We start from the raw sequence: 26,779 nt of genomic DNA on the forward strand, positions 1-26,779 counted from the left end.
CCGGAGGACGGCTTTCGCTGTGCGAAAACCGGAGAGTGAAATGAACCGCAGACAGCTTCTGAGTTGCACCTTCGCGGCCGCCGCGCTGATGGCCGCGCCGGGTGCCGCGCTTGCCGATGCCGACCGCATCGACGTCTACATCACCGGCGATTCCAACATCATCAACTTCTGGAACAACGTCATCAAGCCGGTCTACGAGGCCGCACATCCCGAATACACGCTGAACGTCGTCAGCGCGCGCAACAACATCGCGCCGATCGTCGAGCGCACGATGGCCGCGCTGGGCACCGACACCGACCCGCAGGTCGACATCTTCGACGAGAACGACCCCAACCTGCCGGCCGGCGCGATCGAGAAGGGCCTTTGGGTCGACTTCACCGCGGCGGGGCTGGCCAATTACGACAAGCTCAACCCGGTGACGCTGGAGACCGACTACGGTCTGCCCTATCGCGGCACCCAGGTGGTGCTGGCCTACGACACCGGCAAGCTCGACCCGGCCGACGTGCCGACCACCTGGGACGAGCTGGTCGCCTGGATGAAGGCCAATCCCGGCGAGTTCGTCTACAACCGGCCCGACACGGGCGGCTCGGGCGGCAACTTCGTGCGCCGCGCCATCCACGAGGCCAACGGCCGCGACCCGTCGCTGTTCCGGATCGACAACTATGTCGAGGGCGAGAGCGACGCGATGCTGGCCAAGGGCTTCGAGCTGCTCAAGGAGATCGCGCCCTACACCTACGGCCCGGGCTCCTACACGGCCGACAACATGCAGTCGATCCAGATGCTGGCGCAGGGCGTGGTGACGATGGCGCCGGTGTGGTCGGACATGGCGCTCGACGCCGTCAACAAGGGCGTGCTGCCCGAGACGATCGCCTTCGCGCAGCTCCAGGACCTCGCCTTCGCCGGCGGTTTCGCCGACATGACGGTGCCGACCAACGCCGGCAATCTCGAGGCGACGCTGAAGCTGGCCGACATCGTGCTGTCGGCGCCGATCCAGGAGAAGGTGGTCACCGAGATCGGCGCCTTCCCGGCGGTCGCCTGGGAGCATCTGCCGGCCGAGCTGGCCGAGAAATACGCCGCGCTGCAGCCCGCCTCCATCCCGACCTTCCCGGGCGGCCCTTGGGTCTCGGCCATCAGCGACGGCTGGTTCCGCAGCGTGGCGCCGCATGTCGCGCGTTGACGCGACACCGATCGGCGCCGACGCGGCATCGCGCGGCGCCGGCGGGAGGAGGCCGGTCGGCCTCCTCCTCGTCGCCGCGCCCGTGGCGCTGGTGCTGGGGCTCATCATCTGGCCGGTGGCGCTGTCCGTCTTCGATACGCTGACCGTGCGCGGGCCGCAGGGGCTGCAGTGCAGCCTGGAGGCCTACCGCTTCTTCTTCACCGACGATTTCAGCCTGCGCAATCTGTGGCTGACGATCCGGGTCGCCGCGATCTGCACGGTGCTGCTGCTCGTCATCAGCCTGCCGATCGCGCTCTATCTGCGCTTCGCGGAGACGCGGCTGGCCGGCTACATCCAGGCGCTGGCGCTGTTTCCGCTGTTCGTGCCGTCCATCCTGCTGGCCTATGCGCTGATCCGCACGCTCGGCCCCAACGGCACGGTCGACACGCTTCTGGTCGCCGTCGGCCTGCCGAAGATTCCGACCCCCTATCTGACGCCGTGGGGACCGATCATCGGCCTGGTGTGGGACAACCTGCCGCTGACGCTGCTGATCGTGCTGGCGGGGCTGGCCAACGTCTCGCGGGCCTCGATCGAGGCGGCGCGCGATGTCGGCGCCGGGCCGCTGACCATCCTGTGGCACATCATCCTGCCGCGCATCCGCGGCACGCTGCTGATCGCCGCCTCCTTCGTCATTCTCGGCCTGTTCTCCGCCTTCACGCTGCCCTACCTGCTCGGCCCGGCGGCGCCGGAGATGATGGGCCCGTTCATGCGGCGCACGATCATCGAGGTCGACGATCCCGTGCAGGCGCGCACCCAGGCGGTGGTGACCTTCGCGCTGTGCGCCGTGTTCGCCCTGTTCTACGTGCGCTCGGTGGCGCGCACCCGGCGCGAGCAGGCGTCATGATCGCGCGTCTGGGCCTCCCCCGCCGGCCGGACTGGAAAGGGCCGCTGATCGCGGCGGTGCTGTCGGTGGCGATCCTGCTGCCGCTCGTCAATGTGGCGGTCTGGGCGTTCACCGAGGTGTGGCGCTATCCCGCCGTCATCCCGCAGAGGTTCGGCCTGCGTTTCTGGGGCGACATGCTGGCGCGCGGCGACGTGCGCGAGGCGATGTCGACGTCGCTGTCGCTGGCCGCCATCGTCACGGCGCTGTCGGTGGTGATCTGCCTGCCGGCGTCCTACGCCTTCGCGCGGATGAGCTTTCCGGGGCGCAACCTGTTCTTCATGTCGTTCCTGACCGTCTATGCGTTCCCCAAGTTCGGCCTCTACATCACGATCGCCGCGATCTTCATCGGCCTCGGCCTGATCGGCAACTTCTGGGGCGTGGTGCTCATCCAGCTCGTCTCGACGCTGATGTTCATGGTGTGGATCCCGGTGACGGCGTTCCAGAACGTCGACCGGCGCCAGGAGGAGGCGGCGCGCGACCTCGGCGCCTCGCCGGTGCGCGTGTTCTGGTCGGTGACGCTGCCGCAGGCGCTGCCGGCGATCTCGGCGGCGGTGCTCCTGACCTTCGTCAACACCTTCTACGAGACCGAGGTCGCCTGGCTGATCGGCGCGCCGGAGGTGCGCACGGTGCCGCTGCTGATGATCCGCTTCATCAATTCCGAGCTCGTCGTCCAGTACGGCGCGATCCTCTCCCTCGCCATGTGGGTTCCCTCGTTCCTGCTGCTCATCGCCGCCCGCCGCTTCCTCGGCGCCCAGGCGCTGGGCCGGGCGCTGGGCGCCTGACAGACCGGAGTCGAAAAACGATGGCAACGCTTGAAACCCGCAATCTGGGCCGCCGCTTCGGCCCCACACGCGCCGTCGACGACGTGTCGCTGACGGTCGGCGACGGCGAGCTGCTGTGCCTGCTCGGGCCGTCCGGCTCGGGCAAGTCGACGGTGCTGCGCATGCTCGGCGGCTTCGAGCAGCCGAGCGCCGGCGCGGTGCTCATCGACGGCGACGACGTGACCCGCCTGGCGCCGGAGCGGCGGCCGACCGGCATGGTGTTCCAGAGCCACGCGCTGTGGACGCACATGAACGTCTTCGCCAACGTGGCCTTCGGGCTGAAGCTGCGGCGGCTGCCGCGCGCGGAGGTGCGCCGGCGCACCGAGGCGGCGCTCGACATGGTCGGGCTGGCCGGCCTCGGCGCGCGGCGCCCGACGCAGCTTTCCGGCGGCCAGCAGCAGCGCGTCGCGCTGGCCCGCTCGCTGGTGCTGGAGCCGAAGATCCTGCTGCTCGACGAGCCCTTCGCCAGCCTCGACCAGCATCTGCGCGAGCGGCTGCGCGAGGAGGTGCGCGAGATCCAGCGGCGCGCCGGCATCACCATGGTGTTCGTCACGCACGGCCAGGACGAGGCGCTGGCGCTGGCCGACCGCATCGCGGTGCTGCGCGAGGGGCGGCTGGAGCAGGTCGACCGCCCGGAGGTCGTCTACCGGCAGCCGCGCACCGAGTTCGTCGCCGGCTTCATCGGCCGGATGAACCTGATCGACGCGCGGGTAGAGGGCGGGCGGCTGCTCGCCGCCGGCATGGCGCTGCCGGCCGCGCTCGCCGAGGGACCGGCGCGGCTGGCGCTGCGGCCGGAGGACCTCGGCCTCGTCGCCGCCACAGACGAGAGCGGCGCGCGCGTGCTGCGGGTGACCGATTTCGGCGCCCATCTGGCGATCGAGCTCGAGACGGTCGACGGCCGGCGCCTCAAGGCGACCGCCGAGCCCGGCGCCGGCTGGACGGCCGGGATGCGGGCCGCGCTGCGGCCGCGCCGCTTCGCCGTCTACCGCGACGGGCATCTGTGCCCGATGCCGGCGCAGCGCGCCGGCGACCTGCCGGTCTCGCTGCAGACGCTGGTCGCCGGCCAGCCGGCGGCCGGCACCGGCCGGCTCGCCCCGCATCATCACCAGCACTAGCGCCGGTCTGCCTGCCACCGCAGCGCGAGACCGGCTTCGCTCCGCCGCTTCGCCCCCAACCCTCTGGAAAGACAGCCCGCCATGCTCAACGCCTTCACCTCGCCCGGCAGCTTCCTGCGCGGCAACCTGCACTGTCACTCCTCGCGCTCGGACGGCGATCCGACGCCCGAGCGCGTGTGCGCCTTCTACCGCCGCGCCGGCTACGACTTCATCAGCCTGACCGACCATTTCATGGAGCGCTTCGGCTTTCCGCTGGTCGACACGGCCGCCTATCGCGGCGACGGCTTCACGACGCTGATCGGCGCCGAGCTGCACGCGCCGCGACTGGCCAACGGCGAGACGTGGCACCTGCTGGCCAACGGCCTGCCGCTCGACTTCGCGCCGCCCGGCGACGGCGAGACGGCGGCGCGGCTCGCCCGGCGCGCGCTCGACGCCGGCGCCTTCGTGACGCTCGCCCATCCCGGCTGGTACGGCCTGACCGTGGAGGACGCGACGGCGCTGCCGCCGGTGCACGCGGTCGAGGTGTTCAACGCGATGTGCGACTGGGAGACCGGGCGCGGGGCGGGCGACTATCTGCTCGACCAGCTCGCCGACCGCGGGCGGCCGCTCGGCGCGCTGGCGACCGACGACGCGCACCGCTACCAGGGCGAGGCGTGCCGCGGCTGGGTGATGGTCAAGGCGGCCGAGAACACGCCGGAGGCGATCCTGGCGGCGCTCAAGGCCGGCGCCTACTACGCCTCGCAGGGGCCGCAGATCCATCACGCCGACATCGAGGGCGACCGGCTGAGCGTCGAGACGAGCCCGGTCGACAGCGTCTGGCTGGTCGGGCAGGGCGCCCGCTCGGCGGTCGTCATGGGCGACGGCGTCACCCATGCGCGGCTGCCGCTCGACAGGTTCGCCGGCGGCTGGGCGCGGCTGGTGATCGGCGAGCGCAGCGGCCGCCGCGCCTGGAGCAACCCGTTCAAGGTCTAGGGACCGGGCCTTTCGCGCCATCGCCGCGCGGCTGCGGATCGAAGGGCCGACGCGTTTGCGGCCGACGGACCGGTACACGCTTCGCCCGGACGCCGCGGCGTGTCGTGCGGGCAAAGGCCTTCGCGCGCCGATGGCACGGCGCAGTCCCCGAGGGGGCTTCCGCTAGCGAGGCGCTGCGCGTGTGCGAAGCCTGCGCGGCGGGCCAAGGGCGCGAAGCGTCGAAGCCGGCGCGCGTGAACCCCGTTGCGAGGGGTGCAGTCCCACGCTCTGAACGGCGTTAACCGCTTCTTTTTACGAGAAATCTTTGTCTGAGAGCGATCGGTTCAAAACGGATGTAAATTCGTTATTGACGCCGCGGCAGGTCGTGTGCTGAATATAAACGAACAGCATTCGTCTTTGGGGCTTTGCCGCACCATCCGCCGACGTGCCCATACAATGAGAGAGGTTTTGACCGATGGAAGCCGCAATCCGCACCCAGGAGCTCAATCCCCAGAAGCTGGCTCGCCTGTTCCAGCGACAGTTCGACCTCTGCAAAGTCACCAAAGGCCAGACCGTGGCCATCGTCTCGGACATCGGGACGAGGCGCGAGTATATCCACGCCGCCTTCGCCGCAGCCGACGAAATCGGCTTCGATATTTACGAGATGTGCGTCAATACGGTGCCCGGCTGGACCAAGGTGGGCGTTCCGACCGTGGGTCAGTGCAAGGGCACGCTGGAGGCGCTCAAGGCCTGCGACATGATACTGATTTTCCATGTGCCGCTTTTCGCCAGCTGGCTGCGCGAGGTGCAGCAGGCCGGCGTGCGGGTGCAGATGATCATCGACGCGCCGGACGATCTCGAGCAGTTGCAATCGCCCAGGGGGCTCAAGGAGGCGGTGCTGCACGCCCACGAAATGTATGAGCGGACGCAGAACGTCCGTGTCACCAGCGACTCCGGCACCGACCTGCACTACTCCTGCGGCGAGTATCCCGTGATGAGCCAATACGGGATGGCGGACGAACCGGGGCGTTTCGATCACTGGGGGGTCGGGCTGATCCACACTTTCCCGAACGAAGGCAGCGCCCGCGGCAAGGTCGTCATCATGCCCGGCGATATCGTGATCCTGCCTTATTGCCGCTATGTGGTGGATCCGATCCATCTGGAAATCGCGGACGGTCACATCACCGCTATCGAAGGGGGGCTGGATGCCGAGCTCATGCGGGAATGGCTGAAGGCCGGCGAAGAGTTCGAAGGCGATCGCGACCCGTATGCGCTGTCGCATCTGGGGTGGGGGTTGAACCCGCAGTGCCGGTGGGACTCGATCGCGCTCTACGGTGACGCCCCCGAGCGCAGCCGTGCCGCCTCGCGCTGCTTCCCGGGCAACTTCTTGTTCTCGACCGGTCCCAACACGCAGGGCGGTGGCAAGCGAACCACACGCGGCCACTATGACGTGCCGATGCGAAACTGCACGATCGAACTCGACGGCAAGGTCGTGGTCGAAAGGGGCCGCATCGTCGTGCCCGAGCAGATCGTGCCCAAGGAAGAACGCGGCTGAGCCAACCTGCTTGGGCCCCCGCCTGCGATTGCCCCGGCGCAAGCGGGGCGGGGTGTCCCGGCACGAGGATCTCAGGAAGGAAAGGGAGGGGAAGTGAAGACGATAAGCCAGATCCTTTTCGTGCCGCCGGCCCCCGTCGTCTGGGCCGAGCGGCAATCCACCTTCGCCCGGCAGGGCGTGACGGTGGAAACGCATCAGACGCTTTCCTCGAATGAGATCGGGCAGAGCCTGAGCACGGGCGAACGGGACCTGGGCATCGCCGTCATGGACAACGTTCTGTTCTGGAACCAGAAGTTCGGAGCGGACCTGCGCATCATCGCCCAGCTCGAGCAGCATACCGAACTGCGGTTTGTCGCCCCGGATGCCGACGCCGGCATGGCGGAGGTCGCACGGCATCCCATTGCCATCGACGCGGACGACAACGGGTTCGTTCTCGTGCTCTACCGCGCGCTCATGCAGGCCGGGATCGACTGGCGCAGCTGCAGCTTCGACCTGGTTGGCGGCGTCAAGCACCGCTTCGAGGCGATGATGAAGGGTCGCTCGCGCTCGTCCGTCCTGATCCCGCCATTCGATGAGCTGTTGCAGGCAAGGGGATTCCACACGCTCTGGACCCGCGCGCAGATGGCGCCGGACTATCCCGGAGTGGTCGTGGTTGCGAGGCAATCCTGGCTGGACGCGAACGGTGATCTGGCCACAGCCTATCTGCGCGCGCTGTTGAACGCGACGCAATGGGCCGCGGCGCCGGGAAATCGCCACGAGGCGGTGCAGGCGCTGCTCGATGCGCGCTACACGCCCGCTGTCGCGGAGGCGCTGGTCGATGCGCCCGTCGCGGGGCTGGAGCCGTCGCTCGCCGGCTGGAGCGAGACCCTGGCGCTGCGCCGGGAATGCGCGCTCGAGCTGGAACACGAACCACTGGCAGCAGAAATCATCGCCACTGCCGCCCTGCGGCAGGCCCGCGAGGCGGCTGGAGCGGCATCATGAGGTTGGAGACGCCACGAAGCCTCGACGAGGCCTTGTCGTTGCTGACCTCGCCGGGCGCCCACTGCCTTGCAGGGGGGCAGTCGCTGGTGGCGATGATGAATGCCCGGCTGATCGAGCCGGAATTGCTGGTCTCGCTGCGGTTGCTGCCCGATCTGCGTCGCGTGGAGGCGCTCGAGGGGGGCGGGCTGCGGGTCGGAGCGATGGTCACCTACCGCGAGATTGCGGATCTGCCGCGCGAAAACGCTGCCGCCAGTCTCTTTGCGCAAGCCGTACCGGTGGTGGCGCATCCGGCGATACGCACCCAGGGCACGATTGGCGGCTCGCTGTGCCAGGCCGATCCGGCAGCCGATTTCCCGGTGCTGGCCGTTTGCGCCGAGGCGACGATCCGGATCGCAGGCTCCGATGGCGTGCGCGTGGTCGCCGGCGCGGATTTCTTCGAAGGCGTCTTCGAGACGGCAGTCGAGCAAGGCGAGATCGTCGTCGCTGTGGATCTGCCAGCGTTGCCTGATGGGGTGGGGGCGCACTACGAGAAGTTCATGCTGACCGACGGCGATTATGCCGTGGCATCGGTGGCCGCGCTGATCGGTGTGAAGGATGATGTTTGCAGTTTCGCCCGCGTCGCCGTGGGCGGTTGCAACACCGAGCCAGTGCGTTCGACGCAGGTGGAGCAGATGCTGGTCGGCACCGACTTGTCGCCGGACCTCCTGGCGCGAACCGGTGCCGAGCTCGCCAATGCCTGTGATCCCTTCGACGATTTCCGCGCCAGCCGCGACTACCGCTTGAAGATCATTCCCAGGCTAGTCGCCCGGGCCATAGAGGCCGCACGTCGGAAGGCCGAGACGCAGAATGACTGAGAAGATCGACTTCACGATCGCCGTGAACGGCGCCCGACATGCGGTTTCGGTCCCGAGCGATGCCACGCTCTTGCGGCTTCTGCGTGAGGACCTGCTGCTGACCGGCGCCAAACGCGGCTGCAACCAGGGTGTCTGCGGTGCCTGCACGGTCTGGATCGACGGTGCGCCGGCGCGTGCGTGCCTGACGCTGGCGGCCAATGTCGGCGAGCGCGAGGTGACCACGATCGAAGGGATCGGCGAACAGGGTCGGCTGACGGCCTTGCAGGAGGCGTTCGTCAATCACGGCGCCATGCAATGCGGTTTCTGCACACCAGGGATGGTGATGAGCCTGGAAGCGTTCTTGCGAGACAACCCGGCGCCCGACCGCAGCGCGCTGCGCGCATCCCTTTCAGGGCAGCTTTGCCGGTGCACCGGCTATTCCAAGATCCTCGATGCCGCCATGGCCGTTGTGAAGGACCGCAAATGATTCAGGACGACGCGGGCGTTGGAGCGCGTGTGCCCCGGTTCGACGGGCCACGGAAGGCAAGCGGGCGGGCGCGCTATGTCGATGATATGTCGCGCCCCGGCATGCTGCATGCCGCCATCGCGCAGAGCCCCTACGCTTCTGCCCGGATCAAGGGCTACGACCTCAGTCGCGCCCTCGAACTCGAGGGGGTGAGAGCGATCGTCACCGGTGCCGACTACGCGTTTCGCCGGGTCGGCGGCACGTTGCGTGACGAGACGATGATCGCGGTGGGCAAGGTGCGCTACATGGGCGAACCGGTCGCCGCGGTCGCGGCGGTGGACCAGGAAACAGCGGAGCGTGCGGCCCAGTTGATCGAGGTCGACTACGAACCGCTCGAACCGGTCATCACGCCCGATGCGGCTTTGAGGCCGGACGCGCCGATAATCCACGAGGACCTGAGCAGCTACGTGAAAACGCTGCCGGGCACGCCGCACGGCAACGTCGTGTGGGAAACGGAGATGGCGGATGGCGATCCGGACGAGGCGTTCGCCAATTGCGCCCATGTGGCCGAGGCGGTCTTCGAGACCCAGGCCCAGCACCACGGGTACATGGAGCCGAACGGCGTTCTGGCCGAAATCGACGAGAACGACCGGATCGTTGTAACGGCTTCGGTGCAGTCGGTTCACATGCTTCAGGCCCGTGTGGCTGAGGAACTCGACGTCCCGATGTCGCAGGTGCGCGCGGTCGCTGCCGAGGTTGGCGGCGGCTTCGGCGGCAAACACCACACCAACATCCATTCCATCGCGGCGTGGCTGGCGCGGGTGACCCGCCGGCCGGTGAAGCTGGTCCTGTCGCGCATCACCGACATGGAGATCCAGAAATCCCGTCATCCGGCACGCATCTGGATCAAGACGGGATGCGACGCGGAAGGCCGTTTGCTGGCGCGCGATGTCCGGATCACGCTCGACGGCGGCGCCTACGCCGACGAGAGCCCCAACGTCCTGTCGTTGGCCGTGTTGCTTTCACGCGGGCCCTACCGCATCCCCGTCATGCGGGCGCGGGGGCGGGTGGTCTATACCAACAAGCTGCGCGCCGGTTCCTATCGCGGCTTCGGCAACCCGCAGATCACCTTCGCCTCGGAGTCCCAGCTCGATGAGCTGGCGCTGATGTCGGGGATCGATCCCGTGGACCTGCGGCTGAAGAACGCGCTGCAGCCGGGCGACACCTGGTTCGGCGGTCAGCCTATCCAGACCGGCGCGATGACCGAATGCCTCAGACAGCTGCGTGCCGCGCGCGAATCCGCACCGGCGCTGCCGCCCGCCGCACCGCATATCCGCCGCGGTGTCGGCTATGCAGGATTGGCCCATACCTGCGGTCTGCTCGGCACGTCGGCAAGCGTGCAACTGCGTGGTGACGGCAGCGTCGTTCTCGGGGTCGGCGCGATCGACATCGGGCAGGGGTCGGGCACGGTGCTCACCCAGATGTGCGCCGACATACTCAAGCTGCCGGCCGAAATGATCGCACGCACCGGCGTGAACAGCGACGCTGCGCCTTTCAACTGGAAGACGGCAGCCAGCCGGACCACCTACATGACCGGGCGGGCCGTCGTCCAGGCGACCGAAAACCTGCGCACATGCATGGTCGAGCATGCGGCCGAGATGCTCGAGGCGGACCCCGACACCATGGAGATCCGGCCCGGCGGGGTGATCGCCGCGACCGGCACCAACAAGAGCGTCACCTTCGCCGATGTGGCCATGCGGTCGATGTTCCGGACCGGCGGGCCGCTGATCGGCACCGGCTCGCTCGTCTATGACGGTCCGCCGATCGACCGCGCGAACGTGCGGGTCGAGGGCATGGCCTTCGGCAATATCGGCGGCTACGCATTCGGTGCGCAATGCGCCGAGGTGGAGGTCGACGAGATACTCGGCACGGTGCGGGTCGTGCGGGCATGGTCGGCGCATGACGTCGGCCAGGCGATCAATCCGACGCTCGCCGAGGGCCAGATCGAGGGCGGCCTCGTGCACGGCCTGGGACTGGCGCTCTGCGAGCAGATGGTCTGGGACGACGATGGCCGTCTCGCCAACCCCTCATTCGCCGACTATCGCCTTCCCGGCGCGCATGAGGCTCCCGAGATTTTTCCCATTCTCGTCGAGGAGCCCGATCCGACAGGGCCTTTCGGCGCCAAGGGGCTGGGCGAGATGCCGACGGTCGGAATTCCAGCGGCGATCGCCAACGCGGTCGCGCAGGCCACGGGCAAGCGCATCCGCCGACTGCCCCTGACGCCCGAGCGTGTGCTGACGGCTATCGACGGCGAGGAAAGCGAATGAAAATAGAAGGTTCGGTGAGCGTGGACGCGCCGGCAGATGAGGTCTGGACTGCCCTTTTCGATCCGGCGGTGATGAATTCCTGCATACCTGGCGCCACCGATATCGAGCGGGTCTCGCCGACGACGTATCGCGGCAAGGTTGGCATAAAGATCGGCCCGATAGCCCCCAGTTTCGATGTTGTGGTCGAGATCGACGAGACGACGGAGAATGAATCGGTATCCGCCACGATACGGGGCGAGGAAGGGTCGCGCGCGAGCATGGTCAACGCCAATGCGTTGATGACGCTCGAGCCGCTGACCGCCGAGCAGACGGAGCTGCGGTACAGCACCACGGTCTCGGTGACGGGGCGGCTGGGCAAATTCGGTCTCGGCATCATGAAGAAGACAGCCGAGAAACAGGCTCGTCAGTTCGCCGAAGCGCTTTCGCGGCGGCTTTCCGAGGCGCAACCGGACGACCGGGGCGAGCAGGAGCAGACGCCCGAGCCGCATCGGGTGCGGACGCGCAGCGCGTCGCAGCCCCCGGCACCGTCCGACCTGGCCTGTTCGCTCGAGAACATCAGCTTCGAGTACGCGCTGCCGGGCGGGAAGACGCTCCCGGTGATCGAGGACGTGTCGTTCGACTTGCGCCGCGGGGAGGTCGTCACGATCCTCGGGCCTTCGGGCTGCGGCAAGAGCACCTTGCTGCATATCGCCGCCGGCCTTCTGCCCTGCAAGAGCGGTCGCATAACGATCGACGGGGAGAACATCATCGGCAGGCCGGGCAAGACCGGGCTGATGATGCAGAGCGACGAGCTTCTGCCTTGGCGCACGGTGCTGGAAAACGTGCTCTTGGGCCCGGAGGTGCTGAAGGGCGGCACGACGAAGGCCGACAGCATGCGGGCGCTGGAGCTGCTCGAAATCGCAGGCTTGCTCAACTTCGAGCATCACTACCCGAACGCTCTATCGGGCGGGATGCGCCAGCGTGTGGCCTTCGTGCGCACGCTGATGCTGGACCGGCCGCTGGTGCTGCTCGACGAGCCCTTTGGCGCGCTCGACGCGATCACCCGGGGCGAGATGCAGCAATGGTTGCTCGAGATGCGCGCGCAGCTCGATCAGACCTTGCTGCTCATAACCCACGACGTCGACGAGGCGATATTCCTCTCGGACCGGATCATGGTCATGTCCTCGCGTCCCGGACGCATCGCCCTCGAACGGGCTTCCGAGTTCGATCGCCCGCGCAACTTTGAAGAAATCGTCGTGGACCCCCGCTTTGGAGCGCTCAAACGCGATCTGCTCAAGGCGATCCACCCCAGGAACTCCAGCCGATGATGCCCCCGGACCACGCAGTCAGGAAACGATCATGTTGAAGCCTATCCCCTATCCGGCATTCTTCAATGCGGGTGCGGTTTTCCGGGAAGTTCTACCGGCCATTCTGGTTCTGGCGGCGTTCGTCGCGCTTTGGCATCTGGCGGTCGAGGCCTTCGACGTCCGGCCCTTCGTTCTGCCGACGCCAGGCGCGGTTCTCGCCACCTTCTTCTCCAATTTCGCCGAGATCGCGAAGGCTGGCCTGATAACGGCAACATCGTTCGTGGGCGGATTTCTCATAGCCTCCGTCGTCGGTATCGGCCTGGCCACGCTGATCGTCCTGCTTCCCACCCTGGGGCGGGGGATCTATCCGCTCGTGATCGCGTCGCAGACGATCCCCGTGATCGCGGTGGCGCCGCTGTTGATCATCTGGCTGGGCTTCGGTGCGGCTGTGAAGGTCGCGATCGCGGCAATCGTGTCGTTCTTCCCGATCGTCGTCAGCTCGGTGCTCGGTTTCAGATCGGTTCGCGGCTCGACGATCGAACTGATGCGTGCGCTGCCGGCTTCCCGGCTCACGATCTTCCGGAAGCTGATGTTCCCATCGGCCTTGCCGACCATCTTTGCCGGCCTGCGGACGGGCAGCGTGCTGGCCGTCATAGGATCGGTCGTGGGCGAGTTCGTCGCTGGAGGCGACGGCATCGCCGGACACATCATCATTGCTCGCAGCCAGTTCCAGACGGACCGGGTGATGGCCGACATTCTTGGCCTCGCGCTGCTGGGCGCCGTGTTCTACGGCGTCGTCGCCCTGATCGAGTACTGGGCTCTGCCTTGGAAGCGTCTGTCCTTCAAGCAGACGCGGCAAACCGGGTGACCGGCAAGACAACGACCAAACAACAAAACGAAACCGACACAGGAGGGAATTTCAATGTTGCGCGATACTCGCAGGTTCTCACCCGGCGCCCGCAAGCTGGCCGGCGTGGCAACGTTCGCTCTGATGGCGCTGGGCGGGCTGGCCCTGCCCACACAGGCCCAGGACAAGACGACGATCCAGTATCAGCAGGCGTTCGCACCCTCGGCTGCGGATCTTCCGCTCTACACCGCACAGGCCAAGGGCTTCTTCGAGGAGGAGGGGATCGAGGTCACGATCCGCAGCTCGCAGGACGCGGCCAATGCGGTGACGCTCGTGGGGATCGGCGATGCCGACATCGGCATCAGCTATCCACCCGACATCCTGCTGGCTCATGCGAAAGGGATTCCCGTCATGGGCATCTGGGCGAAGTACCAGATCAACCCGATGGGGATCGTGTCGCTCGAGGACGAGGCCAACATCGCCACTCCGGCCGACCTGAAGGGCAAGCGGATCGGCCTGACGCCGTTGCCGATCGATCAGACTCTCTTCGACGCCGTTCTGGATAACGCCGGGTTGACGCGCGATGACGTCGAGATTTTCAACCCGGGTTTCAACGGCGGCCAGATGGTTGGCGAGAAGAAGCTCGACGGTGCTTCCGCCGTGCCCTGGTACGAAGTGGATCAGCTGAAGGCCAACGGCATGAAGCCGGTCCTGATGGAGTACCGCGAGCACGGGGGGATCGATTTCCCGTTCATGACGCTGATCACCAACCGCGACTTCGCTGAGACGAACCCGGAGGTGTTGAAAGCGTTCCTGCGCGCCCTTCGCAAGGGATTTGAATACAGCAAGGAGCATCCGCAGGAGGCGCTCGATTTCCTCATCGAGGCAGAGCCTGCGCTGAACCGCGCTTCGCAGGAGCTGACCATGAAGACGGTGGCGCCGATGCGCGAGACCGAGGCAACCGCTGAACATGGTCTGGGGTATCTCGACATCGGCGAACTGCAGCAGCTGGCCGATTTCCTGTACGCGCGCGATCTTCTTGAAGACGAGGTCGACGCGGGCGACGTCTTCACCAACGAGTACAGGTAGGTTGCGGACATGAGCAACACGAAGGCGCTCCCCGGGCAGCATGGCCATGCCGGCGAGATCTGTCGCTCCACCGCCATCGATCTCGCCGCGCGAATGAAGGCCCGAGAGCTTTCGCCGGTGGAGGTGACGGAGGCTTTCATTCATCGCACCGAAGCATTGGAGCCGCAGCTGCATTCCTTCTCGCTGCTGACCTTCGAGACGGCGCGCCAGCGCGCCAGGGAGGCCGAGCGCAGGATCCTGGCGGGCGACGACCTCGGCCCGTTGGCCGGGGTGCCCGTGGGGGTGAAGGACCTGCTGCATATGAAGGGCTTCCCGACCAGCTTCGGCTCGGTTCCGTTCCGGGACAGGGTCGTCGCGGTCGACGACCCGGTGGTCGAGTTGACGCTTGCCGGTGGGGCCATCCCCATCGGCAAGACCAACTCACCGGAGTTCGGCTTCAGTTCGGTGGGACACAATCCGGCCTTTCCCACGACCACCAATCCCTGGGACACGTCGCTCACGCCGGGCGGTTCGAGCTCGGGTTCGGGCTCGGCCGTGGCGTCGGGGCAGGTGCCGATTGCACTTGGAACGGACCGGGCCGGCTCGATCCGCATTCCTTCCGCCCACTGCGGCATCTTCGGGTTCAAGCCGTCCGCCGGACGGGTGCCGGTGGATGCCCGCGCCGATGCGATGTCGCAGGCGGGTCCGATGACGCGCACGGTGGCGGATGCGGCGCTGATGATGAATGCCATCGCCCGCTATGATCCGCGCGACCGCCAGTCACTGCCCGACGCGGGGATCGACTGGCTCGCCGCCATCGAGGGGGACCTCGAAGGCCTGGTCGTCGGCTACAGCTCCGATTTCGGCTATGCGCCGGTCGATCCCGCTGTGACGCGGATCGTCGATCGCTCGGTGACGGTTTTCGAACGCGATCTCGGCTGTACCGTGGAGACCTTCGAAGCTCCATGGCCCGATCCGTGGGACGCCTTTCTCACCCTTTGTGCGTTCGGGCTCGATCTGCGCCAAGTGCGCGAGTTGGTGGAGGAGCATGGCCACGAGATGTCACCGCATCTGGTCGATGTGGTTCGACGCCGGATGGTCGACGAGGATTTCACCAATGCAGAGATGATCCGGCGCAAGGTCTGGGCCGGCATGGTCGACCTGACGCAGAAATTCGATCTCCTGGTCACGCCCACCGTCGCCGTGCCGCCTTTCCCGGTCCATTATCAGGGTCCGGAGCGGATAAACGGTCGGATCGTGCGGCCGATGGAATGGATCCCCTTCACCTTCCCGGTAAACATGTGCGGGATGCCGGCAGCGTCGGTTCCGGCCGGCTGGACCGACAACGGGTTGCCCGTCGGGATGCAGATCATCGGACGGCGGCTCGATGACGCGCGCGTGCTGCGTGCCTGCGCCACATTCGAGAGCGCAGCCCCTTGGCACCACCGCTGGCCGCCCGTCGGCGTCGCCGCACAAGCCTGAGACCGAACTCGGGACGGACCGGAGCCATGAAGATAGAGGACTATCCGTCGCAGGAACCGCTTTCCGAGGTTGCGCGCGGCTATCATGAAGGCTGTCTCGCGCGGCGTCGCGAGGAGGGGATCGACATCGCCTATGGCGCCGACCCCTATCAGCGGCTCAACCTGTTCCCGGCGCCGCGCCCCGACGGCCGTGTTCTGGCCTTTGTGCACGGCGGCGGATGGACCAACGGCTACAAGGAATGGATGGATTTCATGGCACCGGCCTTCACGCGGGCAGGTGTCACCTTCGCCAGCATCGGCTACCGACTGGCGCCCGCGTTCTTGTTTCCGACAGGCCCGGAGGACGTCGCCGAAGGGGTGATGCACCTGCGCGAGATCGTGGCAGATCACGGCGGTGATCCAGAACGACTTTTCCTCGGCGGACATTCAGCCGGCGGGCATTATGCAGCCCTGCTTGCAACGCGCACGTCCTGGCACCGCGCGCGCGGCATCGCCGAGAACCCGCTGCGCGGCTGTCTGCCGGTGTCTGGAGTCTACGATTTCGGGCCGTCGAGCGCTCTGCCGATGCGACCGCGCTTCCTCGGGCCGCCGTCGGACGATGTCGACCGCGTCGCCAGTCCCCTGGAAGGTCTGGAACGCGCACCGCCATTTCTGATCGCCTTCGGCGAGAGAGACTTTCCGCATCTCAAGGCGCAAGCGGCGAAGATGGTGCAGGCTCTTCGGGAAAGGGGCGGGACGGTGCGTCAGATCGAGTTTCCCGGCCTCGACCATTTCGAGGCGAGCTATCTCGCCGGCGACCCCGACGGCATCTGGGTCGCCGAGGCGCTGCGGTTCATGCAGGATCCATCGTGAGATGCAGCGGCTTTTTCGCAGGCGAGGCTCGACATCAATTCGGCGCGAGAGAACAGATGCAAGTCAAAAAAGCTGAAGTCCATGACGCGATCGTCGACAGCGCCACAAAACTGTTTTCCAGAAACGGATATGCGAAGACGACGATAGGAGAGATCGCCAAGGAGGCCGGTCTCCCCACATCCAACATCTATGTCTATTTCTCCTCGAAGCTTGAAATTCTCTGGGCGGTGATGACGCCATGGTTGCATGAGCAATTCGACGCGCTCGAGCTCGAGTTGGCTTCCATCTCCTCCTCGGAGGCGCGGATCAAGCGGCTGCTCCTGGCACTTTGGCGCGACATCCCGATGGCGCAGAACAATCTCGCCAGCAACCTGCTTCAGGGCATCGCGCTGTCGGAACCGGACGAGAAGTACAGCCGCAAGCTGCTTTTCGAACTGGAAAAGCGCGTCTCGGAAATGTTGGCCGCGCATCTGCCCGCGCACCGGCGGGATATCCTGACCCGCGACGACGCGTTCTCGCATCTGCTGTTTATGGCTTTCGACGGCTTCGTCCTGGCAACGCGCCTGCAGGGCAAGTCGCGTCGCGTCGATCAGGTTGTGGCCATCATGCTGGATTTCTTGTTCGGTGACCGGCGCTGAGCCTGCGAACTCCACCGCGCAGCAGGACAACCAACCAAGCGCCGATGCCGCGACCGCCTCACCGTTGCGCAGCGAGAAACAGCGCGGGTGCTGGAGCGGCTGGCGAGGCGGGATGATCCGGCCCCGACCAGCGGGACGATCTGCAGGGCATCTTGCACGACCTAGAATGCCCGCTTGCCCAGACGGAGACGCTGTGGGGCCTGCGATGCGGCCCGACCGACTGTGGCGGCTACGGCTTTGTCGAAGTGGACCGTGGCCCGGACGCCCGGCCGGACCGGGAGGCGATCACGCTGAGGGCGCCGTTGCGCTCGAGATGGGCTTCGGCGACGTCCTCGACCCGGGTCACGCCCTTCAGGCGCAGCTCCTCATTCAGGTCGCGCGGTCCCAGTCCGCTGTGTCGGGCCGCCTCCCAGTCCACCGCACCCTGCCAGATCAGACGGATCGGCCGGCCCTTCACGAGGTAGGAGACCATCTCGTTCCGCGGGGCGAGCGCCGAAACGGCGGCATGCAGCACGACCAGCACCGCCGTCGCCACCAAGGTGGGCAGCAGCGGCGCGTTGCCCGTCAGCGCGCGGCTGAGGCACGAGCCGAGGATGACGGTGAGAACCAGATCCTGGGCCGACAGGTTGGCGAACGACCGCCGCGGCGCCAGGCGATAGAGCACGAGCGCGTAGAGGAAAATGATCCCCGCGCGGATCGTCATCTGCCACCACGCCATATGCGGCGTGTCCTGGCCGACAAGGTGGTGAAACGTGTCCATGATCGTTCGCCTCCGCTCGCCTGCTGCGCGAACAGGCTCCTTCTGCCGCGGTCATCGTCGCAGGAACGCGCCGCCATAGCGTTGCCAGGCGAAGTGGAAACCGGTTCGCCGTTCGCAAACGCGTCAAAACGATAAGCTGGAGCCGAACTGCGGTTCCGTGAAGAGCAGATCGGCTCTCAAGGTCACGAGGCGTGGGGGCCTTGCGGCACCTGCGGGCCGTGTCGGCGGTGCCGCTGTCGGGGCAGGGCACTCCTTCGCGGTGATGTCTGTGTGCGTCGACCAACGGGGGCGGGTGATGCAGCAGGCGCGGACGACGCGGGCGTTCGGCCGGCTGAACGAGCCGTGCCGGCCCGTTTCGCGCGCGGCCGCCGTCCAGCTCAGGACCGGGTTGCGGCGAAGCGGGCGAGGATGTCCCGCAGTTCGCGGGTCGTGACCGGCTTGATCCGGCGCGGCGCCTCGGCCAGCGGCCCGGGCAGCGCCCGGTCCCTGTAGCCGGTGACGAAGGCGATGGGGATGCCTCGTGCCTGCAGCACTCCGGCGGTCTCGAAGGTATCGCCGTTGTTCAGGTTGATGTCGAGGAGCGCACCGTCGATCGGCTCCGTCCCGGCCAGCGACAGCGCGTGATCGCGTCGCCCGGCCGGACCGACGACTTGGCAACCGAGGTCCGCGCGCTCCTGCTCCAGGTCCATCGCCAGGACGAACTCGTCTTCGACCACAAGGATACGCATCATCCGCGCGCCGCGCCGACGCCGACCTCCGCCGCAGTGCTCTCGTCGGGCCGCTCGAGCGGCACGTCGATGTCGCAACGCAGGCCGTCCTCCGTGGCTTCGAGCTCGGCCTTGCCGCCCAGCAGATAGGGCACGATCTCGCGGATCAGCTTGCTGCCGAAGCCGCCCTCGAGTTCCTTCGTGCCGCCCGGAACGCCCCTCTCGCGCCAGCCGAAGACAAGGCGGTCCGCGTCCGCCGAGCGCTTCCACGACACATCCAAATCGCCGCCATGCGCCAGCGCGCCGTATTTCACTGCGTTGGTCGCAAGCTCGTGCGCCGCCATCGCGAGCGCCTGCGCCGTCCGCCGCGACAACAGGACCGGATCGCCCTCGACCGTGACCTGCCCGTCCGGCGGCGCGCCGTGCGCCTCCAACTCGGCCGCAATGAGGGTCTTGAGATCGACGCCCCGCCCGCCCTCGCGGCTGAGGATGTCCTGGGTGCGCTCGAGCGATCCGAGCCGGTCCGTGAAGCGCCCGAGGAAGCCTTCGACGCTCTCGGCGCCCTTGCTGGTCAGCCTCAGCATCGACCTGATGTTGGCAAACAGGTTCTTGACGCGGTGCTGCAGCTCGTCGAGCAGCGCCTGCTGCGCCCGCTCGGCGCGGCGGCGTTCGGTCACGTCCTCGATCGCGAGCAGGATGAGCTGCACGTGGTCGAGTTGCCTGCCGTTCAGCAGCATGTCGCGATGGCCGAGACCGGTGAAGTCCGCCGCCATCGCCAGATCGTCGAAAGCCTTGTCGTGCGGCAGCACCTCGTCGAGCAGGCGCCGGAGCTCGGGCAGGTCCCACCGGCCGCCGCCGACATCGAAGACCTTGCGGCCGACGGCCTCGTGGCCGGAAACGTTGTAGGTCTGGCAGAACGCGTCGTTCGCCGAGACCACGTTGAGCGAAGGGTCGAGCACCAGCAGCGGATGGCGCACCGTCTCGACGATGCTCTCGGAAAACTCCTTGGCGGCCGCGATCTCCTGCTCGTTCCGCCGCCGCTCGGTCACGTCGCTGAAGGTGACGACGACGCCGTCGATCCGGTCCTCGGCGCGGTAGGGCACGATCCGACGCTCGAACCAGCGGCCGGCGCCCGTCCCGACCTCGCGCTCGCGCGGCTGCAGGGTGCGCAGCACCGCGCGCGCGTCCTCGACGAAGTCGGGGTCATCGAACTTCTGCGCGAGGTGCGACACGGGCCGGCCGATGTCGCTCTCCAGCACGTCGAGCAGGTCGCGCACCGCCGGCGTGGCGAAGCGGATGCGCATCTCGCGGTCCAGGAACAGCGTCGCGACGGCGCTGCTGCTCAAGAGGTTGTCGAGGTCGTGCGTCCGCTGCTCGAGCTCCGCCACCTTGCTCTGAAGCTGCACGTTGACGGTGTTCAGCTCCTCGTTCAGCGACTGCATCTCCTCCTTCGAGGTCTCGAGTTCCTCGTTCGTCGACTGGAGCTCCTCGTTCATCGAGGTGATCTCCTCGTTCGAGGCCTTGAGCTCCTCGTTCGAGCTCTCGAGCTGTTCGACCGTCTCGCGCAGCTCGGCGCGCGAGGCGCGCAGCGCGTCCTCGAGCTCGTTCTCCGTGCGCGGCGGCCGCTCGCCGGCCTCGCTCGTCGCGGCGGATGGCGCGTCGGCGTCGCCCGCCTGAAACGACACCAGCAGGCGGCGCGGCTCCTCGCCGAGCGGAGCCACGGTGATGCGCACGGGCACGAGCTTCGCGCCGTCGAGCTGCGCCTCCGCCGTCACCGGCTCGCTCTCGCGCATCGCGCGGTGCACGGCCGCGCGCAGCCGCGCCGCCAGCCCGCGCTTGGCCAGGCTCAGCAGGTCGCGCGTCGGCTCGCCCCGCGGCTGGTCGAGAAAGCGCTCGGTCTCGCCGTGGAAGAAGTGGACGTGGAAGTGCTCGTCGATCAGCACCGAGGGCGGCGCGAAATGCTCGAGCAGCGCCTCACGCGCGCGCTGGGCCGGCGCCTTCACGCCGGGTGCGGCCGTGAGCGGCATCGCCGGCGACCGGTGGTGGTGCCCCGCAACGGGGAAGTCGACGATCTCGTGGCGGGTCGGGCCGACGCGGCGATAGATGCGCCATTTCTTGGACACCGTGTGGAACATGTCCTCGCGCTCGCCGACGCCCTCGGCCGTGCCGAGGAACAGATAACCGCCCTCCCGCAGCGCGAAGTGCAGGAGCGCCGTCACGGGCTTCTGCGCCTCCGCGTCGAGGTAGATGAGCAGGTTTCGGCAGGAGACGAGATCCATGCGCGAGCTGCTGTTCTTCGCCGTCCTGCAGGCTGGCGGCCTCGGCGGGCGCCCGAACGTAGGCGTGCGCGGCCAGCGCCAGCAGCTCCTGCGCCATCGCGTCCGGCGGCAGCACGCGGTCGGCCATCCCGGCGCCGATCGTCGCCTGCGGCATGCCCTGGTGTTCGGCCGTCTCGGGGTCCTGGACGAGGACGATCCCGCCTTCCTCCTTGACCCGGATGGCGCCCGCCGTGCCGTTGGTGCCGGTGCCGGACAGGACCACCGCGATGGCCTTCTCGCGCTGCTCCGTCGCCATGGAGCCGAACAGCGTGTCGACCGGATGACGCGGGCTCTCGCCCGCCGGATTCACGCGAATGCGGCCCTCCTCGAGCGTCAGCGCGTGCTTCGGCGTGATGACGTAGACGTGGTCGCGCTCGATCGCCGTGTCGCCGTCGACCTCATGCAGGGGGAGCTTCACGACCTTGCGCAGCAGGTCGGCCAGGTGGCTCTCGTGCTCGGGATGCAGGTGCAGCACCACGATGAAGGCCATGCCGGGCTTCTCGGGCACCGCCGCGAAGAACGTCCTCAGGGCCGCGATGCCGCCCGCCGAGGCGCCGATGCCGACCACGGGAAAGTCGAGCGCCGGCGCAGCACGATCGGCGGCCGTGCCGCCGTTGTCCGTCTCGTCGCTCATCGCCGTTTCCTGCACCGGATTGCCAGAAATCAAGAGCATAGGGCGGCTCGGAAAAGATGGCCAGTGCGGGTGTCCGGTCCCGCGGTTCGGATGCCGTCTGCAGGGACGGAACCCGAACTCTTCTCAGGCGAGCATCGCCCGTCCGAAGGCGGAGGCCACGGGTTCGGACCCGGTCGGATGCGCCGTTTCTTCTGCACGATCAAAGCAATAGACCGGCGTCTTGCCGAGGGACCTCGGCCTGCGCGGCGATGTCGCGCAAACACAGCGATCGCAACGGCGCGCCGAGGCGGTGTCGCACGCGGGTCGAGCGGCCGACGAAGCGGCTCAGCGCAGGTTGCGGACCGCAGGCGACGACAGTTCGGTGCGGATCGTCTCCAGGGCTTGCTCCAGGTCCGCCTTCACAACGCCGCCGAACGCAAGGCGGATCGCTTGCGGCGCGGCTTCGGTGACGTCGTAGGCGCCGCTGGGAGAAACGGCGATGCCCTTTGCCTTCAGCCGCGCGACGAGAGGCTCAACGCGTGCGCGGCCGGCGAGCGGCAGCCACGCGAACCCAGCATTCCGGTGCGAGAGAGCCGGAACGTCGCCGAGGATGCTGCGGAAGAGCCGTTGCCGCTCGGCTCCGTCTCTTCGCCGGGCGTCCTCGCAGCGTGCCAGCGTCCCGTCCTCGATCCAGCCGACTACCAGTGCGGTGACGAGCGCCGGCGCGTTCCAGGTCGTGGCCCGAACGACGCGGGTCAGGCGCTCGGCATACCGTTCGGGCGCGACGACATAGCCCACGCGCAGGCCGGTCGCGATGCTCTTCGAGAACCCTGCGACGTGCACCGTCCTCTCCGGAGCGATCTCGACGAGGCTCGCCGGCGGATCGGTCTCCAGGAAGGCATAGGCGCTGTCTTCGATTAGCAGGAGATCGTGGCGGCGGGCGACCTCGATCAGGCGGTGCCGCGTCGCCTCGTCCATGACGGCGCCGAGCGGGTTCTGGACCGTCGGCATGAGGTACAGCGCGCGAAGGCCGTCCCGGCGGCATCGGTGCTCGAGCGCATCAATGTCGATGATCCCGTCACGTCCATCAACGGGCACGAGGGAGAGGCCTTGGAGTGACGCGACCGCCTTGAAGCCCGGGTAAGTCAACGGGTCCGTGCCGACGGCATCTCCCCGGCGCAGAAGGCCAAGGGCAGCCATCGCCAGCCCGTGCTGCCCGCCGGAGGTGATCAGCAGCCGATCGGGATCGATTTGGCCCAAGCGCGCGCCGGCGTGGGCGGCGATGATCCTCCTTTCGTGAGATCGGCCGCCATGCGGCTGATACCTCAGCATTGCTTCAAGATCGCCGGCCGAGGCCAGGCGCTTCAAGCCCGCGCGCAGCATCTCCGCATCCGTCGCGTCTCCGGGCATGTTGAAGACGAGGTCGATCAGGCCATCCGCGGCCGCCTGTTCGATCCCGAGCGTCGTCGGCACGCCGGTGTCCCGGACGAAAACGCCGCGCCCCCTCTCGCCGACGATCAAACCGCGCTTCTGCAATTCGCCATAGGCGCGGGTCGCGGTCGCGAGAGCAACGCCTTGGCCTTCTGCGAACGCCCGGTGCGTCGGCAGCCGGGTGCCTGGCGGGAGCGTGCCGTCGTCGATATCCGCGGCGAGCTTCTCGGCGAGGTGCGTGAACTGGGCCTTGGGCATGGGTAACTGTATTTAGGACAGTAATTAGATTGTATCAAATCTGGCGCCATGTCAACGAGGAGCCGATGGCGCAAAGCACAGGACCCGACAATGTCCCGCACGATGGCAGCCACCTGTCTGGCTCTCTCCCTTTTCACGGTGACGTTCGCCGTAAACCTGCAGGCCCCGCTCTACAGCGCCTACGTGGCGGAGAGTGGCCATGCCGCGACGGCCGTTGCGATCGCGTTCTCTGCCTACGTCGCGGGACTGATGCCGACCCTGTGCCTGCTGGGCGGTCTGTCGGACAGGATCGGTCGCCGGACACCGCTGGCTGCTGCCCTCGTCCTCGGTGCGGTCGCCACCGCGCTGCTCGTTTTCGCTCCGACCTGGGGAAGTCTGATCGTCGCGCGGTTGCTTCTGGGCATCGGCACCGGTCTGGCGACGACAGCGGGAACCGCGTACATGACCGAGATCATGGGCGCGGACCAGACCCGCCGCGCCGCGCTGGCCGTGACCTCGGCGACCTCTCTGGGCTTCGGCGGCGGGGCGCTCGCGACAGGTGTCAGCCTGACGCTGCAGGGCGCGACGTTCTTTCCCGTCAGCTTTGCCGCGCTATTCGTGGCGGCGCCGCTCCTGGCTCTGCTCATGCTCGGATCACCCCGACTGGACGATCCGAAGCCCGTTTCCCTGTTGCGGCTTCCGGTTTTTCCGGAGGGGAGCTGGGCCTTCGGGGTCGCATTGGCGCTGGCTTGGTCGTCGACCGGCATGACCATCGCGGTGGTCCCGTTGCAGCTTGCGGCACACGGCCTCGCCGGATGGACCGGCCCCGTGATCTTCCTCGCCATCTTCGTCGGCTTCCTCTGCCAGCCGATCGCGAAGCGGATGACCAACGAAACGGCTCTCGCCGTCGGGCTCGCGCTGATCCCGCTTGGCTTCACCATTCTTCTCGTCGGCGCGTGGATGCAGTCGATCGCGCTCGTCCTGTTGGGCACGGGCTTGTCCAGCGCGTCCAGTTACGGCTTCACCTATCTCGCCGGGCTGTCCGAGTTCGCGCTCCGCGCACCCGACAACCGGGCGCGCGCCACCGCGGGCCTCTTCGTCTATGCCTATGCCGGCTTTTCGCTGCCCGTGATCGGGAGTGGCGTGCTGGCCGACGCGTTTGGACTGATCGAGGCGATGGCGGCCTTCCTCGTTCTCCTCCTGGCAACAAGCGCGATCGTCGCCGCTCGTCGCTATGGCCGCGCGGCGACGCAATATGCACGATCGTCTTGATGCTTAGAGTCCGTGCCGAAACTGTTCATGAGTGGCGGGCGATGCGTCTGACGAGGATTATGACGGCTGCGGCGTAGAGGAATGCGGTGTAGCTGGCGTCCACATTAGGTCTCTCCGAATAGGCTTCGACACCCAATTCGGAAGCACGACCGCGCCAGCTACTCAACCCTTTCGAGACGGGCTCTTAGGGTTGCACCGTCAAGAAAACGAATCCTTGACGTGCGGAGACGAGTCGCCTCTTATATTTGGTTGAATCGAGGTTATTCCTGATTCGCGATGGGAGAAAGCCGGGGTGGCGACCCCGGCCTCCCATCGAAACCGCAACAGCTTCGGAACGGCCTGCGGTTCATTGGTAGTTGCGTCGCGAGGATACTCGCATCCACTGCGCTGTCAAGCCGTTCCGAAGTCCGACATAAGGACTTCTTTATATGGCTATTCCCCAAAAGCCACCCTATCACCTGACCTTTGGCGATGCCGTGGACGTATGGCTTCGCCATTGGAACGGCGAGTATCAGCATCACATCGCGGCATCATACGGCGTCAATCCGGGCCGCGTGAATGATGTTCTGAAGGCCCGGAAACATGCGGGCAGCGAGCAGGTCGCAGCCTCCAAGCGGAGGGCCGCGTGATGACGGACAAGGAACTTCTGAATTGCTTCCGTCGCGATCCAAACGGGATGTGGCGAAGCGTACAGTCGGTGCAAATCAGCGGCCCGAACGGTTCTGTAGGCATCGGGCCGGGGATGAGCTTTAGCCGAGGTGCTGCCTTTATGGGCCTCAACTTGGCTGCTGAGCTTGACCGGCTTGCGGCGGTCTACGGCGAGCCTCCGATCTAACGTCGGAAAGCTCCCCATCAAAGGAGAACTCACCGAAAAGAAGGCACTCGATTGCGATGCGCACTCTGTCCCAATTCGGATAGGGGCCATCTTGACCGTAATCGGGTGAATAATCTTGTCGGCCATGGCATCTCCTAAACGCGGCGGGTTGCCTTTAGGTTGCCCGCCGCTCCCACATCAAATTCCCCCTCACATCTGCCACGCTCCGGAGATGCCCTTCCTCGCGCATGCCTCGCAGCGCATGGTGGCTATCTCTCGGCTCGACAGGGGCCGCCTCATTCCGCAGATCGGCCAGGATCGCCTTCGCAAACGGACGGTGCTTGACGTACCCGGCGAATACGGGCCGCGTGTCGCGGCGGCCTGCACCATCCGGCTAGCCGCATCCGCCACGCCGCGCATGTGCTTCTCTGCACGCATCGCTCGTAGGGGCTTGCTGCCGCGCTTAGTCAAATCCGACATATAGCGCCGGTCTCGCGCGCATCCTCACCGTTTCTTTCCAAGTATCGCGCGAAAGCCGTTAGCCACATGGACCGGCAAACGGTATGGCATGCCAAAAAAAGAAGCTAACTCATTGATTATATTTGTGTTGTGGCGGAGGGAGTGGGATTCGAACCCACGAGACGGTTGCCCGCCTGCCGGTTTTCAAGACCGGAGCCTTCAACCACTCGGCCATCCCTCCGGGCCGGGCCAGTCTATGCGCAATGCGCCGCGGCAATGCAAGGCGTCGCCGGTGGCGCCGGGACGCGGTGGGCCTGCGCGCGGCCGGCGGCGGTGCCCGCCAGGGACGGCGGAGGGCGCGCGGCCGGCGGAGGAGGGGCCGCGCCCGGGGACAGCGGTCGGCGGTTCGGCGGCGGCGGCTTGGCAGCACCGGCGGCTGGACAGCAAGGGGCGGACGGCCGTGCGCTGCGCGCGGGCAGGGCGACGGCGCCGTTGCGGCTCGCGCGCGGATGATCGGCGCGGGCGTGCGCACGCGCGACGCCGCGCTCTACACCCACACCCGTGCCGGCCACGTCCATCGCCGTCGGCGCGGCGGCGGCCTGGGCTTGCTCCGGCGCTTCGGGAGTTCACCGGCCCGCGCTGCCGCGCGAACCGTGCGGCGCTTGCCGGCAGATCCCTGGCGCGGCAGCCCCGCGGCCGGGCGCGGCGCGAACCGTGCGGCGCTTGCCGGCAGATCCGCGGCGCGGCAGCCCCCCGGCGCGGGGGTGGGGCCGGCCGTGCGCGAGGCCGCATTTTTTTCTTGAAGCTCGAGTGGCTGGAGGAATTAGCTGTTGCCGCGCGACAGTCCA

The 26,779-nt window shown here is 67.3% G+C and carries 23 protein-coding genes, 1 tRNA gene and 1 pseudogene; 19 read left to right on the forward strand and 6 right to left on the reverse strand.

Annotated features, from left to right (window positions below; translation table 11 throughout):
• The first annotated feature begins 40 nt into the window (after positions 1 to 40).
• The 16 genes from N1F89_RS00100 to N1F89_RS00175 all read left to right on the forward strand — a co-directional run bounded on the left by N1F89_RS00100 (position 41) and on the right by N1F89_RS00175 (position 17,320).
• The gene (locus N1F89_RS00100) at positions 41 to 1,177 is read left to right on the forward strand and encodes an extracellular solute-binding protein (RefSeq protein ID WP_290080331.1); all 1,137 of its coding nucleotides are present in this window, start codon (positions 41 to 43) and stop codon (positions 1,175 to 1,177) included.
• Positions 1,164 to 2,060, forward strand: a complete 897-nt coding sequence (locus N1F89_RS00105) for an ABC transporter permease subunit (protein WP_290080334.1) — start codon at positions 1,164 to 1,166, stop codon at positions 2,058 to 2,060. The genes N1F89_RS00100 and N1F89_RS00105 overlap by 14 nt, the downstream gene beginning before the upstream one ends.
• The gene (locus N1F89_RS00110; protein ID WP_290080336.1) at positions 2,057 to 2,881 is read left to right on the forward strand and encodes an ABC transporter permease subunit; all 825 of its coding nucleotides are present in this window, start codon (positions 2,057 to 2,059) and stop codon (positions 2,879 to 2,881) included. Before N1F89_RS00105 ends, N1F89_RS00110 begins: the two co-directional genes overlap by 4 nt.
• A 20-nt stretch (positions 2,882 to 2,901) precedes the next feature.
• Positions 2,902 to 4,035 (forward strand): ABC transporter ATP-binding protein, encoded by a 1,134-nt coding sequence (locus N1F89_RS00115; RefSeq protein WP_290080339.1) that lies wholly within the window; start codon positions 2,902 to 2,904, stop codon positions 4,033 to 4,035.
• Between the two features lie 81 nt (positions 4,036 to 4,116).
• Positions 4,117 to 5,007: a CehA/McbA family metallohydrolase gene (locus N1F89_RS00120; RefSeq protein WP_290080340.1), complete on the forward strand. Its 891-nt coding sequence runs from the start codon at positions 4,117 to 4,119 to the stop codon at positions 5,005 to 5,007.
• A 454-nt stretch (positions 5,008 to 5,461) separates the two neighbouring features.
• Positions 5,462 to 6,541 carry a hypothetical protein gene (locus tag N1F89_RS00125; RefSeq protein WP_290080341.1) on the forward strand — a complete coding sequence of 360 codons (1,080 nt, stop codon included), beginning with the start codon at positions 5,462 to 5,464 and terminating at the stop codon, positions 6,539 to 6,541.
• A gap of 93 nt (positions 6,542 to 6,634) precedes the next feature.
• Positions 6,635 to 7,522 (forward strand): ABC transporter substrate-binding protein, encoded by an 888-nt coding sequence (locus tag N1F89_RS00130; protein WP_290080343.1) that lies wholly within the window; start codon positions 6,635 to 6,637, stop codon positions 7,520 to 7,522.
• Positions 7,519 to 8,376 carry a xanthine dehydrogenase family protein subunit M gene (locus tag N1F89_RS00135; protein WP_290080345.1) on the forward strand — a complete coding sequence of 286 codons (858 nt, stop codon included), beginning with the start codon at positions 7,519 to 7,521 and terminating at the stop codon, positions 8,374 to 8,376. Before N1F89_RS00130 ends, N1F89_RS00135 begins: the two co-directional genes overlap by 4 nt.
• Positions 8,369 to 8,842: a (2Fe-2S)-binding protein gene (locus N1F89_RS00140; RefSeq protein WP_290080347.1), complete on the forward strand. Its 474-nt coding sequence runs from the start codon at positions 8,369 to 8,371 to the stop codon at positions 8,840 to 8,842. The genes N1F89_RS00135 and N1F89_RS00140 overlap by 8 nt, the downstream gene beginning before the upstream one ends.
• Positions 8,839 to 11,148, forward strand: coding sequence for a xanthine dehydrogenase family protein molybdopterin-binding subunit (locus N1F89_RS00145; RefSeq protein ID WP_290080348.1), 2,310 nt, complete (start codon positions 8,839 to 8,841; stop codon positions 11,146 to 11,148). Before N1F89_RS00140 ends, N1F89_RS00145 begins: the two co-directional genes overlap by 4 nt.
• A complete protein-coding gene (locus N1F89_RS00150; RefSeq protein ID WP_290080351.1) occupies positions 11,145 to 12,455 on the forward strand; it encodes an ATP-binding cassette domain-containing protein in 1,311 nt (436 codons plus the stop codon). The genes N1F89_RS00145 and N1F89_RS00150 overlap by 4 nt, the downstream gene beginning before the upstream one ends.
• Positions 12,456 to 12,486: 31 nt before the next feature.
• The gene (locus N1F89_RS00155) at positions 12,487 to 13,302 is read left to right on the forward strand and encodes an ABC transporter permease (RefSeq protein ID WP_290080353.1); all 816 of its coding nucleotides are present in this window, start codon (positions 12,487 to 12,489) and stop codon (positions 13,300 to 13,302) included.
• 54 nt (positions 13,303 to 13,356) lie between these two features.
• Positions 13,357 to 14,370 carry an ABC transporter substrate-binding protein gene (locus N1F89_RS00160; RefSeq protein ID WP_290080355.1) on the forward strand — a complete coding sequence of 338 codons (1,014 nt, stop codon included), beginning with the start codon at positions 13,357 to 13,359 and terminating at the stop codon, positions 14,368 to 14,370.
• A gap of 9 nt (positions 14,371 to 14,379) precedes the next feature.
• Positions 14,380 to 15,831 carry an amidase gene (locus N1F89_RS00165; RefSeq protein ID WP_290080356.1) on the forward strand — a complete coding sequence of 484 codons (1,452 nt, stop codon included), beginning with the start codon at positions 14,380 to 14,382 and terminating at the stop codon, positions 15,829 to 15,831.
• Between the two features lie 26 nt (positions 15,832 to 15,857).
• Complete coding sequence (locus tag N1F89_RS00170) at positions 15,858 to 16,682, forward strand: alpha/beta hydrolase (protein WP_290080358.1); 825 nt, start codon at positions 15,858 to 15,860, stop codon at positions 16,680 to 16,682.
• A gap of 56 nt (positions 16,683 to 16,738) precedes the next feature.
• Positions 16,739 to 17,320 carry a TetR/AcrR family transcriptional regulator gene (locus N1F89_RS00175; protein ID WP_290080359.1) on the forward strand — a complete coding sequence of 194 codons (582 nt, stop codon included), beginning with the start codon at positions 16,739 to 16,741 and terminating at the stop codon, positions 17,318 to 17,320.
• Between the two features lie 229 nt (positions 17,321 to 17,549).
• Here the strand turns inward: N1F89_RS00175 and N1F89_RS00180 are convergent, their stop codons facing one another.
• The 5 genes and pseudogenes from N1F89_RS00180 to N1F89_RS00200 form a co-directional block, all read right to left on the reverse strand.
• Positions 17,550 to 18,080: a YetF domain-containing protein gene (locus N1F89_RS00180; RefSeq protein WP_290080361.1), complete on the reverse strand. Its 531-nt coding sequence runs from the start codon at positions 18,078 to 18,080 to the stop codon at positions 17,550 to 17,552.
• 377 nt (positions 18,081 to 18,457) lie between these two features.
• Positions 18,458 to 18,811 carry a response regulator gene (locus tag N1F89_RS00185; protein ID WP_290080363.1) on the reverse strand — a complete coding sequence of 118 codons (354 nt, stop codon included), beginning with the start codon at positions 18,809 to 18,811 and terminating at the stop codon, positions 18,458 to 18,460.
• Positions 18,808 to 21,066, reverse strand: coding sequence for a PAS domain-containing protein (locus N1F89_RS00190; protein ID WP_290080365.1), 2,259 nt, complete (start codon positions 21,064 to 21,066; stop codon positions 18,808 to 18,810). Before N1F89_RS00190 ends, N1F89_RS00185 begins: the two co-directional genes overlap by 4 nt.
• Before the next feature lie 94 nt (positions 21,067 to 21,160).
• Positions 21,161 to 21,778 (reverse strand): annotated as a pseudogene (locus N1F89_RS00195) (chemotaxis protein CheB); the annotation flags it as partial.
• A 285-nt stretch (positions 21,779 to 22,063) separates the two neighbouring features.
• The gene (locus tag N1F89_RS00200) at positions 22,064 to 23,407 is read right to left on the reverse strand and encodes a PLP-dependent aminotransferase family protein (RefSeq protein WP_290080367.1); all 1,344 of its coding nucleotides are present in this window, start codon (positions 23,405 to 23,407) and stop codon (positions 22,064 to 22,066) included.
• 90 nt (positions 23,408 to 23,497) lie between these two features.
• Here N1F89_RS00200 and N1F89_RS00205 point away from each other — a divergent pair, with 90 nt between their 5' ends.
• From N1F89_RS00205 to N1F89_RS00215, 3 genes are all read left to right on the forward strand, one after another.
• Positions 23,498 to 24,658 carry an MFS transporter gene (locus tag N1F89_RS00205; RefSeq protein ID WP_290080369.1) on the forward strand — a complete coding sequence of 387 codons (1,161 nt, stop codon included), beginning with the start codon at positions 23,498 to 23,500 and terminating at the stop codon, positions 24,656 to 24,658.
• Between the two features lie 428 nt (positions 24,659 to 25,086).
• Positions 25,087 to 25,287, forward strand: coding sequence for a hypothetical protein (locus N1F89_RS00210; RefSeq protein ID WP_290080370.1), 201 nt, complete (start codon positions 25,087 to 25,089; stop codon positions 25,285 to 25,287).
• Positions 25,287 to 25,493 carry a hypothetical protein gene (locus N1F89_RS00215; protein ID WP_290080371.1) on the forward strand — a complete coding sequence of 69 codons (207 nt, stop codon included), beginning with the start codon at positions 25,287 to 25,289 and terminating at the stop codon, positions 25,491 to 25,493. Before N1F89_RS00210 ends, N1F89_RS00215 begins: the two co-directional genes overlap by 1 nt.
• 589 nt (positions 25,494 to 26,082) lie before the next feature.
• Here N1F89_RS00215 and N1F89_RS00220 read toward each other — a convergent pair.
• Positions 26,083 to 26,172, reverse strand: a tRNA-Ser gene (locus N1F89_RS00220).
• Between the last annotated feature and the right edge of the window lie 607 nt (positions 26,173 to 26,779).

The organism is Aquibium sp. A9E412, from assembly GCF_030398335.1.
In the GTDB taxonomy this organism is placed as follows: Bacteria; Pseudomonadota; Alphaproteobacteria; order Rhizobiales; family Rhizobiaceae; genus A9E412.

Bases quoted from the DNA above. Each gene is read 5' to 3' on its own strand.
- N1F89_RS00210 (WP_290080370.1), top strand. From the start codon at position 25,087: ATGGCTATTCCCCAAAAGCCACCCTATCACCTGACCTTTGGCGATGCC.
- N1F89_RS00180 (WP_290080361.1), bottom strand. From the start codon at position 18,080: ATGGACACGTTTCACCACCTTGTCGGCCAGGACACGCCGCATATGGCG.
- N1F89_RS00200 (WP_290080367.1), bottom strand. From the start codon at position 23,407: ATGCCCAAGGCCCAGTTCACGCACCTCGCCGAGAAGCTCGCCGCGGAT.
- N1F89_RS00125 (WP_290080341.1), top strand. From the start codon at position 5,462: ATGGAAGCCGCAATCCGCACCCAGGAGCTCAATCCCCAGAAGCTGGCT.
- N1F89_RS00215 (WP_290080371.1), top strand. From the start codon at position 25,287: ATGACGGACAAGGAACTTCTGAATTGCTTCCGTCGCGATCCAAACGGG.
- N1F89_RS00165 (WP_290080356.1), top strand. From the start codon at position 14,380: ATGAGCAACACGAAGGCGCTCCCCGGGCAGCATGGCCATGCCGGCGAG.
- N1F89_RS00145 (WP_290080348.1), top strand. From the start codon at position 8,839: ATGATTCAGGACGACGCGGGCGTTGGAGCGCGTGTGCCCCGGTTCGAC.
- N1F89_RS00100 (WP_290080331.1), top strand. From the start codon at position 41: ATGAACCGCAGACAGCTTCTGAGTTGCACCTTCGCGGCCGCCGCGCTG.
- N1F89_RS00140 (WP_290080347.1), top strand. From the start codon at position 8,369: ATGACTGAGAAGATCGACTTCACGATCGCCGTGAACGGCGCCCGACAT.
- N1F89_RS00190 (WP_290080365.1), bottom strand. From the start codon at position 21,066: ATGGATCTCGTCTCCTGCCGAAACCTGCTCATCTACCTCGACGCGGAG.
- N1F89_RS00160 (WP_290080355.1), top strand. From the start codon at position 13,357: ATGTTGCGCGATACTCGCAGGTTCTCACCCGGCGCCCGCAAGCTGGCC.
- N1F89_RS00185 (WP_290080363.1), bottom strand. From the start codon at position 18,811: ATGATGCGTATCCTTGTGGTCGAAGACGAGTTCGTCCTGGCGATGGAC.
- N1F89_RS00150 (WP_290080351.1), top strand. From the start codon at position 11,145: ATGAAAATAGAAGGTTCGGTGAGCGTGGACGCGCCGGCAGATGAGGTC.
- N1F89_RS00155 (WP_290080353.1), top strand. From the start codon at position 12,487: ATGTTGAAGCCTATCCCCTATCCGGCATTCTTCAATGCGGGTGCGGTT.
- N1F89_RS00205 (WP_290080369.1), top strand. From the start codon at position 23,498: ATGTCCCGCACGATGGCAGCCACCTGTCTGGCTCTCTCCCTTTTCACG.
- N1F89_RS00105 (WP_290080334.1), top strand. From the start codon at position 1,164: ATGTCGCGCGTTGACGCGACACCGATCGGCGCCGACGCGGCATCGCGC.
- N1F89_RS00170 (WP_290080358.1), top strand. From the start codon at position 15,858: ATGAAGATAGAGGACTATCCGTCGCAGGAACCGCTTTCCGAGGTTGCG.
- N1F89_RS00120 (WP_290080340.1), top strand. From the start codon at position 4,117: ATGCTCAACGCCTTCACCTCGCCCGGCAGCTTCCTGCGCGGCAACCTG.
- N1F89_RS00115 (WP_290080339.1), top strand. From the start codon at position 2,902: ATGGCAACGCTTGAAACCCGCAATCTGGGCCGCCGCTTCGGCCCCACA.
- N1F89_RS00135 (WP_290080345.1), top strand. From the start codon at position 7,519: ATGAGGTTGGAGACGCCACGAAGCCTCGACGAGGCCTTGTCGTTGCTG.
- N1F89_RS00175 (WP_290080359.1), top strand. From the start codon at position 16,739: ATGCAAGTCAAAAAAGCTGAAGTCCATGACGCGATCGTCGACAGCGCC.
- N1F89_RS00110 (WP_290080336.1), top strand. From the start codon at position 2,057: ATGATCGCGCGTCTGGGCCTCCCCCGCCGGCCGGACTGGAAAGGGCCG.